The following is a 12248-nucleotide window of genomic DNA, read 5'->3' as shown; positions in this document are numbered from 1 at the left end:
ATGGGTAACCTTTCCGCCTGGTGGGCGGGCCGATCGGATGGAGCGCTGGGCGTCGTTGCCCGCCACGCGCCATCGGGTGGTACGAAGAGGTGGACCGACCTTGGACCTGAAATCTCTTCCAGGCTTCCCGGCGGTCCGATGGCGGACATCCGGGACGAGGGCCAACAGGAGACTTTACGCCCGCACGGGTGTGTAGCCCGAATGCCGTTCGCATCTCGGTCATTCTCTCGGGTCACCCCTGTCGCAACCGGCAGCATCAGGGGTCCGTACAGAAAAGGGCAAATCGGTGTGATTCCTGACACGCCAACCGGGCGTGTCCCCGCCCGAGACGTCAACCTTTGGGTGGGATCGGGGTGCGGGTACTTGCGCGAACCGCCGGTCCCGTGTGGACTACGGCCAAGCCTCGGCAAGGATGTCGAGCCGAATACTGGAGGTTATTCCCGTGAGCGCGACCGCGGACCCCGCGGACAAGTCCAACCCGGCGCACCGCCTCGGCTTCGAGCCGGGCCAGATCGTCCAGGAGCTCGGGTACGACGAAGACACTGACCAGGACCTCCGCGAGGGCATCGAGGAGATCACCGGTACTGAACTCGTCGACGAGGACTACGACGACGTCGCCGACGCCGTCCTGCTGTGGCACCGCGAGGAGGACGGGGACCTGACCGATGCCCTCGTCGACGCCTTGGAGTACCTCGCAGAGGGCGGCCTGGTCTGGCTGCTGACGCCCAAGACCGGCCGGGACGGGCACGTGGAGGCGCACGAGATCGCCGACGCCGCCAAGACCGCCGGACTCTCCCAGACCAGCTCGGTGGCCCTCGCCAAGGACTGGGCGGGCACCCGCCTGGCCACCCCGAAGGCGGCGAAGACCGGCAAGCGCTGAAACTCGGAACATCTCGGGACGGGCCCCGCTGGAGGAAACTCCAGCGGGGCCCGTTCGTTTCGCCGGCCGGCCTGTAGCTGCCGCCGGTGACCGTGTTCACCCAGGGCGAAATCGGGGGTGGGCCGGGCAACTGCCCTCACCCGTACGGCGGAACGGGCCCGATCGGATGCAAGGATGCCTGAGTCGCCCGACCTGGGGCATTCACGCAGGAGGACCAGCATGGCTATCGAGGTAGGCACCGAGGCTCCGGACTTCGAGCTCAAGAACCAGCACGGCGAGCTGGTCAGGCTCTCCGACTTCCGGGGCGAGAAGAACGTCGTCGTGGTCTTCTACCCGTTCGCGTTCACCGGTGTCTGCACCGGCGAGGTCTGCGCGATCCAGAAGGAGCTGCCGCGCCTGCAGAACGACTCCGTGCAGGTGCTCGCGGTCTCCAACGACTCGCCGTTCACCCTCCGGGTCTTCGCCGACCAGGAGGGCCTGGAGTACCCGCTGCTCTCCGACTTCTGGCCGCACGGCGAGGTCTCCCGGGCGTACGGCGTGTTCGAGGAGGAGAAGGGCTGCGCGGTGCGCGGCACCTTCGTGATCGACAAGACCGGCGTGGTCCGCTGGTCGATCGTCAACGGCCTCCCGGACGCCCGGGACGAGCAGGCCTACCTGGCCGCCGTCGACGCGCTCTGAGACCCCTTCCGAGGCCCTCCGGCGCGCTCGCCGGAGGGCCTCGGCGCGTGGTGCGGACGGCTCGGCGGACACTTCGTCCGTTCGACCGGGCCGGGTCACTGCCCACGACGGGGAACCCGGCACTACGATCGGGCCGTTGGGCAGAGTGAAACACCATCAGCGCTTATGGAGGACCAAGTGGGTGTCAGCCTCAGCAAGGGCGGCAACGTCTCGCTCACCAAGGAGGCCCCGGGCCTGACCGCGGTCGTCATCGGCCTCGGCTGGGACGTCCGGACCACCACCGGCTCGGACTTCGACCTGGACGCCAGCGCGCTGCTCCTGAACGCCGAGGGCAAGGTCGGTTCGGACGGCAACTTCGTCTTCTTCAACAACCTGAAGAGCGCGGACGGCTCGGTCGAGCACACCGGTGACAACACCACCGGTGAGGGCGAGGGCGACGACGAGCAGATCAAGGTCAACCTGGCCGCCGTGCCGGCGGACGTGCTGCGGATCAACTTCCCGGTGTCGATCTACGACGCCGAGAACCGCCAGCAGAACTTCGGCCAGGTCCGGAACGCGTTCATCCGGGTGGTGAACCAGGCGGGCGGCGCCGAGATCGCGCGCTACGACCTCTCCGAAGACGCCTCGACCGAGACCGCGATGGTCTTCGGCGAGCTGTACCGCAACGGCGAGGAGTGGAAGTTCCGGGCCGTCGGCCAGGGCTACGCCTCCGGTCTGCGCGGCATCGCCCAGGACTTCGGGGTCAATGTCTGACCTGAGTGCCTCGCCCGGAACCGGGTGAATAGGCTTGAGGCCGGGGCCGGCCGGAGCGTACGCGCTTCGATCGGCCCCGGCCTTCGCCGTCTCGGCGGCGCGGGCGGGTGAGTTCAGGAAGTTCAGCGGGCCGGTAAGGGCCCGGAGAGCGCTGCGGGGGCGTACACCTGGGAGGTCGACGACCCAGGGGAGGGTCGCCCGCGGCACCGTGCGGCACGCGTGGACGCGGGTGCGGTACGGACGGGAGCCCCGGCGACGGGGGGAGCTGGAGGAAGCATCATGAGTGTCACGCTCGCCAAGGGCGGTAACGTCTCGCTGACCAAGGCCGCGCCGAATCTGACGCAGGTGCAGATCGGTCTGGGCTGGGACGCCCGGTCCACCACGGGGGCCGCGTTCGACCTGGACGCCAGCGCGCTGCTGTGCAGCGGCGGCCGGGTGCCGGACGACAACCACTTCGTCTTCTACAACAACCTGCGCAGCCCGGAGGGCTCGGTCGAGCACCAGGGCGACAACCTGACCGGTGACGGCGACGGCGACGACGAGACCGTGGTGGTCAACCTCGAACTGGTGCCCGCCACCATCGACAAGGTGGTCTTCGCGGTCTCGATCTACGACGCCGAGACCCGGCTGCAGAACTTCGGCCAGGTCAGCAACGCGTACATCCGGGTGGTGAACCTGGCGGACGGTCAGGAGATCGCCCGCTACGACCTCTCCGAGGACGCGTCCACCGAGACTGCGATGATCTTCGGTGAGCTCTACCGCTACCAGGGCGAGTGGAAGTTCCGCGCGGTGGGCCAGGGCTACGCCTCCGGCCTGCGCGGCATCGCCCTGGACTTCGGCGTCAACGTCCAGTAGCCCCGCCCCTCCTGTCACCCGAAAGGTAAACAACTCCCGTGGTCCTCCGTACATTCGGCTGGTCGTTCGGCATCACCGCCGCCGGCCTGGTCGCCGCCGGCCTGCTCTGGGGGTGGGAGGGCTTCGGCATCGTGCTGATCCTCTCGATCCTGGAGATCTCGCTCTCCTTCGACAACGCGGTGGTCAACGCCACCGTGTTGAAGCGGATGAACCCGTACTGGCAGAAGATCTTCCTGACCGTCGGCGTGCTGATCGCCGTCTTCGGCATGCGGCTGGTCTTCCCGCTGCTGGTGGTCGGCCTCACCGCGCACCTGAACCCGGCGACCGTGATCGACCTGGCGCTCAACGAGGGCAAGGAGTACGCCGGGCACACCTACGGCCAGTACCTGGAACTCGCCAACCCGGCGATCGCGGCCTTCGGCGGCATCTTCCTGCTGATGATCTTCCTGGACTTCATCCTGGAGGAGAAGGACTTCAACTGGCTCTCCTGGCTGGAGCGTCCGCTGGAGAAGGTCGGCAAGCTCGACGCGTTCTCCTCGGTGATCGCCCTTGTCACCATCGCCGTGGTGGCCAACGTGTTCGCCGGTGACAACGCCGAGACGGTGCTGCTCGCCGGTCTGCTCGGCCTGGCCACCTACCTCGCGGTGAACGGCCTCTCCAGCGTCTTCGAGCACCGTCTGGACGAGGACGCCGAAGCCGAGGAGGAGGCCGAGAAGTCGGGCAAGACCCTGATCCAGGTCGGCGGACGGGCCGCGTTCTTCCTGTTCCTCTACCTCGAAGTCCTCGACGCCTCGTTCTCCTTCGACGGCGTGGTGGGCGCGTTCGCGATCACCCAGAACATCTTCATGATCATGCTCGGCCTGGGCATCGGCGCGATGTACATCCGCTCGCTGACGGTCTACCTGGTCCGCAAGGGCACCCTGGACGACTACGTCTACCTGGAGCACGGCGCGCACTACGCGATCGGCGTGCTGGCGGTGATCCTGCTGGTCGGGATCGAGTACCACGTGCCGGAGCTGGTCACCGGTCTGGTGGGCGTCGGCTTCATCGCCGCCGCGTTCGCCTCCTCGGTGCTGCGCAACCGGCGCGAGCAGGCCGTGGAGGCCGGCAGCAGCTGACCCCCGGTCAGGAACGCGGAAGGGCCCCCGACCTGTGGTCGGGGGCCCTTCCTGCGGTCCGGGCGTCAGCCCAGGCGCTGCTCGATCGCCCGGAGCTTGCGCTCCAGGGTGTCCAGCGAGTCCAGCTTGGGCAACGACTGGGTGTCGTCGTCGACCGTCAGGTCGATGGCGGAGCCGCCGCCGACGGCGGCCCGGGGGCGGCGGCCCGCGGTCAGCGCGGCCGGCTCCAGGGCGGACGGGCCGACCTTGGCCATCGGGTCATCGTCCGCTAGCGCAGGCTCCGAAGCGGCCTGGCCGTCGCCGGAGCCCGCGGTCAGGGCCGGCACCTGGCGGCCGCCCCGGCTCCGGCTGAGCACCCCGCCACTGGCCCGGGAGATCGCCTTCAGCTCGGCCCGCTCGCGGCGGTCCGCGCTGCGGGCCCGGACCTTGGCGTCCAGCTTGGCCTGCCGCTCCTCGCGGACCTCGTCGACCGCCTCGTCCAGGCTGCGGACGTTCTCCAGCAGCATCAGCGACCAGGCCGCGTAGGTCTCGCGCGGCGCGCGCATCCAGCGGACGATCCGGATCTGCGGCAGCGGTCGGGGCACCAGGCCCTGCTCGCGCAGCGCGGCCTTGCGGGTCTGCTTCAGCGCGCGGTCGAACAGGATCGCGGCCGAGATGGACATCCCGGAGAAGAACTGTGGGGCGCCGTCGTGGCCGCCGCCGCGCGGGGCGTGCACCCAGTTGAACCAGGCCGAGGCGATCGCGAAGACCCAGACCAGCAGGCGGGAGCCGAGCGCGGCGTCACCGTGGCTGGCCTCGCGGACGGCGAGCACCGAGCAGAACATCGCGGCGCCGTCCAGACCGAACGGGACCAGGTACTCCCAGCCGCCGGACAGCCCGAGGTTCTCGGTGCCGAAGCCGACCAGGCCGTGGAAGGAGAGCGCGGCGGCCACACCGGCGCAGCAGAACAGCAGCACGTACGAGGAGATGCCGTAGACCAGCTCCTTGCGGCGGCGGCGCTCCTCACCGCGCTCCCAGGAGTCTTCGGATTCGGCCTTGTTGTTCTTGAACCGCAGGGCGGCCACCAGCAGGGCGGTGAACAACAGGGCTGAACCACCTACTACGGTCCAGACCAGCTGTATGGAGGAGAGGTTCATCGCGGCGTGGGCCTCGGCTTTCCGCAGTTCGGGGCAGCGGCGGGTGCGTCGGACCGAGCGGCGGGGCGATCGCGCCGCGGCAGAAGGACCGAGCGTACCCGTACGTGACGGCAGGTACACATGTGCGGCTAGACGATATCGCGTCCAGGAGGCGTGCATGCTACGGGAGGTGACTCTCCATCTGCCAGCCTGGCGCGCCGGGGATCTGACGGTGGCTCGGGCCCCCCGACTGGGTATGGGTCCGGTACGGTGAGCTGGCCGAACCGGGGAGGGGAGCGATGGTCTCGTTCTGGGAATACCTGCGCAGGGATCGTGACAGCTTCGACACCGCGAGCCAGTACAAGATCACCCTGACCAAGTCCCAGCCCCAGCACGCCCTGACCGGCCCGGCGGCCACCACCGGGTACCTGTACGTCAACCTGCACTGGACCACCAGGACCGCCGAGTCGGTCACCCCGGGCGCCTCGCTCAAGCGGCTGCTCAGCCCGCGCATCCTGCGGCCGATGGAGCCGGACAGCTACTCCCGCCCGCAGGTGAACGTCGACCTCGACCTGGCCTGCATGTACGAACTGGCCGACGGCACCAGGGGAGTGGTGCAGCCGCTCGGCAAGTACTTCGGCGACCTGCAGCGGCCGCCGTACATCAAACTCAGCGGGGACGACGTCTACGGGGCGCCGTCCGGCGAGACGATGTACATCAACCTGGAGAAGAAGGACCAGTTCCGGCGGCTGCTGATCTTCGTCTACATCTACGACGACACCCCGGCCTTCGACCGGACGCACGCCACCGTGACCATCGTCCCGCAGACCGGCCCCCGGCTGGAGATCGCGCTGGACCAGCGGGCCGCGACGGCCCGTTCGTGTGCGGTGGTGCTGATCGAGAACACCGGGGACGGGCAGTTGACGGTCCGTCGGGAGGTCCGGTACGTGCACGGGTTCCAGTCCGACCTGGACCGGCTGTACGGCTTCGGGATGCAGTGGCAGCGCGGCTACAAGGCGAGCACGCCGGAGGGCTGAGCCGCCGGCTCAGCGCGGCTGGAACTGCGGGCCCTGCGGCGGCAGCACGAACGGCGGCTGGGCGACCTGGGGTTGGGCGGCCGGGGGCTGGTAGGCGGGCTGCGGCGGATAGCCGTACCCGGGCTGCTGCTGGGGCTGCGGGGCCGTCTGCGGCTGGTACGGCGGCGGCGGGGGGATCGGGCGCGGGGCAGCCGGGGTCAGCGTGTAGCTCTCCGGCTCCGGGGTGACCGGGACGATCGGGACCACCGTCGGCGGCTCCGAGGGCACGTGCGCGGCGTCGTCCTCGACCGTGATGCCGTAGTCGGTGGCCAGCGCGCCCAGGCCCTCCGCGTACCCCTGGCCGATCGCGCGGAACTTCCAGCCACCGCCCCGGCGGTACAGCTCGGCCACCACCAGGGCGGTGACCTGGCCCGCGTCGGTGCAGGAGAACTGGGCGATCGGCGCGGCCCCGTTCGGCGCCGCGGCGTCGTGCAGCACCACCCGCAGGTCGGTGACGGCGGGGAAGGCGCCGCCCTCGGCGGAGCCGGCCAGCACCACCCGGTCCACCTCGGCCGGCAGCTTGCCCAGCTCGACCTCGACGGTGTCGGCGACCTCGGCGCCGCTGCGCTGTTTCGGCAGGTGGCGGACCAGACCGGAGGGGTGGCGGGGCTGGTTGTAGAAGACGAAGTCGGCATCCGTGCGGACCTTGCCGTCCACGCCGACCAGCAGCGCCGAGGCGTCCACGTCCGGCGCACCCGCCGACGTCGTCCAGCGCAGCACGGCACGGACGCCCGCGGCCGTCAGTGAGATGTTGGCGCCCTTGGCCATCACGTGCGTCATAGCGGACCATCCTGCCGGTTCCCGACCGGTCCGGACAACGCGACGGCCGGCTTCGTTCGTCTGCCCGCGATCCGCACGGTTTCTCCGCACCCGCTCCACCTGTGCCGGACGAGGGACACTTGCTGTGTGACGCGGACGGTAATCTTCCGAGAATTCGACGTTTCAAGTGTCCGGAGTGGCTGAAATCGACCGTACGATGGCCGCTTGCGGCGTCGGTCACCAACTCACCCGGCCCGGAAGGTCATTCCTACCCCGTCGAGCCGTCCCGCGAACCATCGGGTCGGCCCATCCGTCTATCCAGCGTCAGTCCACCGAGCCAGTCCCCTCCGAACTTCCCGGGAGAGCACCATGCGCCACTTCGGCCATCTCGCTGCAGCCGACCGCAGCCGCCTCTTCCTGGAACAGCCCGCCGAATTCCACCGGGACAGCCCCGCCGAGCTGCTCTCGACCGCGCTGGGCGCCACCCTCTACAGCCCCGCCACCCGGAGCACGCTGCTGGCGGACGTCCGCAAGCAGGCCGCCCGGGGCGTGGTGTCGATGGTGCTCTGCCTGGAGGACGCGATAGCCGACCACGAGGTCCCCGCCGCCGAGGCCAACCTGGTCGCCCAGCTCACCGAGCTGCACGCGGCCGGCCCCGACCAGGACCTCCCGCTGCTGTTCGTCCGGGTCCGCACGCCCGAGCAGATCACCGAGCTCACCGACCGGCTCGGCCCGGCGGTCACCCTGCTCTCCGGCTACGTGCTGCCGAAGTTCACCGAGGAGAGCGGCGGCCCCTTCCTGGAGGCGCTGACCGCCGCCGAGACCGCCTCCGGGCACCGCCTGTTCGCCATGCCGGTGCTGGAGTCGCCCGAGCTGGCCCACCTGGAGACCCGGCGCGAGCAGCTGTTCGGCATCGCCCGGCTGCTGGACAAGTACCGCGAGCGGGTGCTCGCCGTCCGGCTCGGCGTGACCGACCTGTGCTCCGCGTACGGGCTGCGCCGCTCGCCGGACCTGACCGCGTACGACGTGGCGCTGGTCGCGAGCGTGATCGGGGACGTGGTGAACGTGCTCGGCCGGGCCGACGGCACCGGGCACACGGTGACCGGGCCGGTCTGGGAGTACTTCCCGGTCCAGGAGCGGATGTTCAAGCCTCAGCTGCGCCGGACCCCGTTCGCCGAGGCGCACCCGCCGGCCGAGGGGCTGCGCCAGCGGATCATCGAGCACGACCTGGACGGCCTGATCCGCGAGATCGAACTCGACCGCGCGAACGGCCTGTTGGGCAAGACCTGCATCCACCCCAGCCACGTCCCGGCGGTGCACGCACTCTCCGTGGTCACCCACGAGGAGTACTCGGACGCCCGGGACATCCTGCAGCAGCACCAGGGCGGCGGCGGGGTGCTGCGCTCGGCGTACACCAACAAGATGAACGAGGCGAAGCCGCACCGGGCCTGGGCCGAGCGGGTCATGCTGCGCGCCCAGGTGTTCGGGGTGGCCCGGGAAGAGGTCAGCTTCGCCGAGCTGCTCGGTGCCTGCCTCTGCCCCTGAGTCGCCTGCCCCTGAGTCGCCTGCCCCTGAGCCGCCTGCCCCTGAGGCACCTGTCCCTGGGTTACCGTCGAGAGTCACCTTGAGTCCGTTCGCAGCGGGTCCGTTCACACCGAGAAAGCAGGAGTTTTGGCAGTTCAGGACGTATCAGGGACGTGGACCGGCGGCTGGGTCACCGAGCGGCTCGGTCTCCGGCTCACCGGCTCGCCCGAACTGCCCGGGCTGATCGGGCTCGCCCTGCGGGAGAACCCGAAGCGGGCCCACCTGCTGGTCTCCCGGGTGCTCGGCAAGCACGTGCCGCAGCGGCCCGCCGTGGTGCACGGCGCCGGGCTGGAGCTGGGCCGCCGGGTCCGCGAGCTGCTCGGCCCGGACGCCGCCGCGCGGGCGGTGGTGCTCGGGTACGCCGAGACCGCCACCGCGCTCGGGCACAGCGTGGCCGACGGCCTCGGTGCGCCCTACCTGCACTCCACCCGGCGACCGGTGGCCGGGGTGGCCCCGGTCGGCGGCTTCGAGGAGGAGCACTCGCACGCCACCTCGCACCTGCTGCTGCCCGCCGACCCGGCCTTCCTGGCCGGGGACGGGCCGCTGGTGCTGGTCGACGACGAGTTCTCCACCGGCACCACGGTGCTCAACACCATCCGGGCGCTGCACGCCAGGCACCCGCGCCCGCACTACGTGGTGGTCGCCCTGGTCGACCTGCGCACCCCGGCCGACCGGGCCCGGCTGACCGAGGCCGCCACCGAGCTCGGCGCCCGGCTCGACCTGCTGGCCACCGCCACCGGCGGCGTCGAGCTGCCTGCCGACGTGCTGGAGCTGGCCGCCGGCCTGATCGCCGCCGCCCCGGCCCAGACCCCGCCGGCCGGCCCGTCCGCACCGGTCGAGCGGGTCGAGCTGCCCTGGCCCGCCGGGCTGCCCGAGGGCGGCCGGCACGGCTTCTCCACCGCTGACGCGAGCCGCCTGGACGCCGCACTGCCGGAGCTGGCGGCCCCGCTGGCCAAGGCCCTGGCCGGGCGGGAGAACGTGCTGGTGCTCGGCTTCGAGGAGCTGATGTACACCCCGCTGCGGATCGCCGGGGCACTCGGCGAGCTGATCGGCGAGGACCGGGTCCGGTTCTCCACCACCACCCGCTCGCCGGTGTTGGCGGTCGACCACCCCGGTTACGCGATCCGGACCCGGCTGGCCTTCCCCGCCCACGACGACCCGGCCGACGGCCCGGGCGAGCGGTACGCCTACAACGTCGCGCCCGGCAACGACGCCGGGCGTCGCTTCGACGCCGTGGTGCTGGTGGTCGACCAGCCCGCCGACACCCCGGCCCTGCACGAGGGCGAACGGGCGCTGCTGCGCCAGCTCGGCCGGGTCACCGACCAGGTGGTGCTCGCCGTGCTGCCGTCGGTGCGGCCCGTGCCGCCCGTCCGTCCGGTTCTTTCCGCTCTACCGTCTGTGAGTCCGATGAGCCTTCCCGCTCCGCTGCACGGCCCCGCCTTCTCCTCCTACCCTGCCGAGGATGTGAGCTGGCTGCTCACCGACCTCTCCGAGGTCGCCCTGGAGGCGCCCACCGAGGAGCGCGAGGAGGCGGTCCAGTCCGGCGGCGCGCACTACGCGGAGTCGCTGCCGGTCGAGTACCAGCCGAGCCCCGAGTACCAGGAGCTGTTCCAGCAGGCGCTGACCACCTCGGTGGACCGGATCGCGCTCGCGGTCGGCACCGTGGCGGAGACGCTCCACCGCGAACGCCTGGGCGCCGGAAGCGAGTTGGTGTTCGCCTCGCTGGCCAGGGCGGGCACCCCGGTGGGCATCCTGCTGCGCCGCTGGTTCGCCTTCGCGTACGGCCTGGACGCCCCGCACTACGCGGTCTCGATCATCCGTGGCAAGGGCATCGACCCGGTCGCTCTGCGCTACCTGGCCGATCGGCACGACTCCCGCCAGGTGGTCTTCGTGGACGGCTGGACCGGCAAGGGCGCCATCACCCGGGAGCTGGCGGCCGCGCTGGCCGGTATGCCGTTCGACCCCGAGCTCGCGGTGCTCTCCGACCCGGGCGGCTGCGTGCGCACCTTCGGTACCAGGGACGACTTCCTGATCCCGTCCGCCTGCCTCAACTCCACGGTGTCCGGCCTGATCTCGCGCACCGTGCTGCGGGACGACCTGATCGGCCCGGACGACTTCCACGGCGCCAAGTACTACCGCGAGCTGGCCGGGGCGGACGTCTCCCGGAGCTTCGTCGAGGCGGTGGCCGGCCGCTTCGCGGCGGTTCGGGCCGAGGCCGTCAAGGCCGCCGACGCGCTGGCCGCCACCGACCGCACGCCGGACTGGGCGGGCTGGGCCGCGATGGAGCGGATCAGCACCGAGTACGGCATCGACAGCGTCAACCTGGTCAAGCCCGGGGTCGGCGAGACCACCCGGGTGCTGCTGCGCCGGGTGCCCTGGCGGATCCTGGCCAAGCGCGGCACCGGTGCGGACCTGGACCACGTCCGTCTGCTCGCCGCCCAGCGCGGTGTGTTCGTCGAGGAGGTGGACGACCTGCCGTACTCCTGCGTCGGTCTGATCCACCCCCGTTTCAGCCGCGGCGCGACCGGCGCCGACGGCACGGCAGTCAAGGTGGAGCACTGATGGACCGTCAGTTCATAGTCGCCAGCGATCTGGACCGCACCCTCATCTACTCCAACCGGGCGCTCGCCCTGGACGTGCCCGACCGGCTGGCGCCCCGGCTGCTCTCGGTCGAGGTGCACGACGGCAAGGCGCTCTCCTTCATGACCGAGCAGGCCGCCGAGCTGCTGGTCGAGCTGGTCCAGCAGGTGGTCTTCGTGCCCGCCACCACCCGGACCAGGGCCCAGTACGAGCGGGTCAACCTGCCGGGCCCGACGCCCGGCTGGGTGCCGCCGTACGCGATCTGCGCCAACGGCGGGCAGCTGCTGGTCGGCGGCGTGCCGGACAAGGACTGGCAGGGAGAGGTCAAGTCCCGTCTGAAGGACGGCAGTTCGCCGCTGAACGAGGTGGTCGAGCACCTCGCGGTGAGCGCCGACCCGGAGTGGACCCACAAGCGCCGGGTGGCCGACAACCTGTTCGCGTACCTGGTGGTCGAGAGGGCGATGCTGCCGGCCGGCTGGATCGAGGAACTCACCGGCTGGTGCGCCGAGCGCGGCTGGTCGGTCTCGCTCCAGGGCCGCAAGGTCTACGCGGTGCCCACCCCGCTCAGCAAGAGCTCGGCCCTGGCGGAGGTGGAGCGCCGGGTGGGCGCGGCCACCGTGCTCTCGGCCGGTGACTCGCTGCTGGACGCGGACCTGCTGCTGGCTGCCGACCAGGGCTGGCGTCCCGGTCACGGCGAGCTCGCCGACGCGGGCTGGACCGCGCCCGGGGTGACCGCGCTGACCCAGATCGGGGTGGCGGCGGGCGAGGAGATCGTCCGGCAGTTCCTGGCCACGGTGGGTGCGGTGCGTCCGGCCGGGGTGGTGCAGGCGGAGCTCTGACGGCGGGTTTT

At 71.0% G+C, this 12248-nt stretch carries 11 protein-coding genes; 9 read left to right on the top strand and 2 right to left on the bottom strand.

The genetic code is table 11. The annotated features are described in order from the left end of the window. The first annotated feature begins 442 nt into the window (after positions 1–442). The 5 genes from ACIRPK_RS05155 to ACIRPK_RS05135 all read left to right on the top strand — a co-directional run bounded on the left by ACIRPK_RS05155 (position 443) and on the right by ACIRPK_RS05135 (position 4284). Entirely contained in the window at positions 443–880 is a 438-nt protein-coding gene (locus tag ACIRPK_RS05155) for a DUF3052 domain-containing protein (protein WP_403033215.1), read from the top strand. Positions 881–1099: 219 nt separating this feature from the next. Beyond that, a complete protein-coding gene (locus ACIRPK_RS05150) occupies positions 1100–1558 on the top strand; it encodes a peroxiredoxin (RefSeq protein ID WP_403033213.1) in 459 nt (152 codons plus the stop codon). Positions 1559–1735: 177 nt separating this feature from the next. Then, positions 1736–2311: a TerD family protein gene (locus ACIRPK_RS05145; protein WP_403033211.1), complete on the top strand. Its 576-nt coding sequence runs from the start codon at positions 1736–1738 to the stop codon at positions 2309–2311. A gap of 279 nt (positions 2312–2590) precedes the next feature. Beyond that, a complete protein-coding gene (locus ACIRPK_RS05140; protein WP_184920069.1) occupies positions 2591–3166 on the top strand; it encodes a TerD family protein in 576 nt (191 codons plus the stop codon). Between the two features lie 38 nt (positions 3167–3204). Next, complete coding sequence (locus ACIRPK_RS05135) at positions 3205–4284, top strand: DUF475 domain-containing protein (RefSeq protein WP_403033208.1); 1080 nt, start codon at positions 3205–3207, stop codon at positions 4282–4284. Between the two features lie 65 nt (positions 4285–4349). Here the strand turns inward: ACIRPK_RS05135 and ACIRPK_RS05130 are convergent, their stop codons facing one another. Next, entirely contained in the window at positions 4350–5420 is a 1071-nt protein-coding gene (locus tag ACIRPK_RS05130; RefSeq protein ID WP_403033205.1) for a DUF2637 domain-containing protein, read from the bottom strand. A 278-nt stretch (positions 5421–5698) separates the two neighbouring features. On the opposite strand from ACIRPK_RS05130, the gene ACIRPK_RS05125 reads away from it, so the two are divergent. Then, positions 5699–6436 carry a Tellurium resistance gene (locus ACIRPK_RS05125; protein WP_403033202.1) on the top strand — a complete coding sequence of 246 codons (738 nt, stop codon included), beginning with the start codon at positions 5699–5701 and terminating at the stop codon, positions 6434–6436. Positions 6437–6445: 9 nt separating this feature from the next. On the opposite strand, the gene ACIRPK_RS05120 is transcribed toward ACIRPK_RS05125, so the two are convergent. Next, positions 6446–7255 carry a TerD family protein gene (locus ACIRPK_RS05120; RefSeq protein ID WP_403033199.1) on the bottom strand — a complete coding sequence of 270 codons (810 nt, stop codon included), beginning with the start codon at positions 7253–7255 and terminating at the stop codon, positions 6446–6448. A gap of 348 nt (positions 7256–7603) precedes the next feature. On the opposite strand from ACIRPK_RS05120, the gene ACIRPK_RS05115 reads away from it, so the two are divergent. From ACIRPK_RS05115 to ACIRPK_RS05105, 3 genes are all read left to right on the top strand, one after another. Beyond that, entirely contained in the window at positions 7604–8779 is a 1176-nt protein-coding gene (locus ACIRPK_RS05115; protein ID WP_403033196.1) for an HpcH/HpaI aldolase/citrate lyase family protein, read from the top strand. 126 nt (positions 8780–8905) lie between these two features. Beyond that, on the top strand, positions 8906–11380 hold the full coding sequence (locus tag ACIRPK_RS05110) for a phosphoribosyltransferase (protein ID WP_403033194.1): 2475 nt from the start codon (positions 8906–8908) through the stop codon (positions 11378–11380). Beyond that, a complete protein-coding gene (locus tag ACIRPK_RS05105; RefSeq protein ID WP_403033192.1) occupies positions 11380–12237 on the top strand; it encodes an HAD family hydrolase in 858 nt (285 codons plus the stop codon). Before ACIRPK_RS05110 ends, ACIRPK_RS05105 begins: the two co-directional genes overlap by 1 nt. Positions 12238–12248: the final 11 nt, after the last annotated feature.

This window comes from Kitasatospora sp. NPDC101801, assembly GCF_044766665.1.
Classification (GTDB): domain Bacteria; phylum Actinomycetota; class Actinomycetes; order Streptomycetales; family Streptomycetaceae; genus Kitasatospora.
This window is presented reverse-complemented; position numbering and strand designations above follow the sequence as displayed.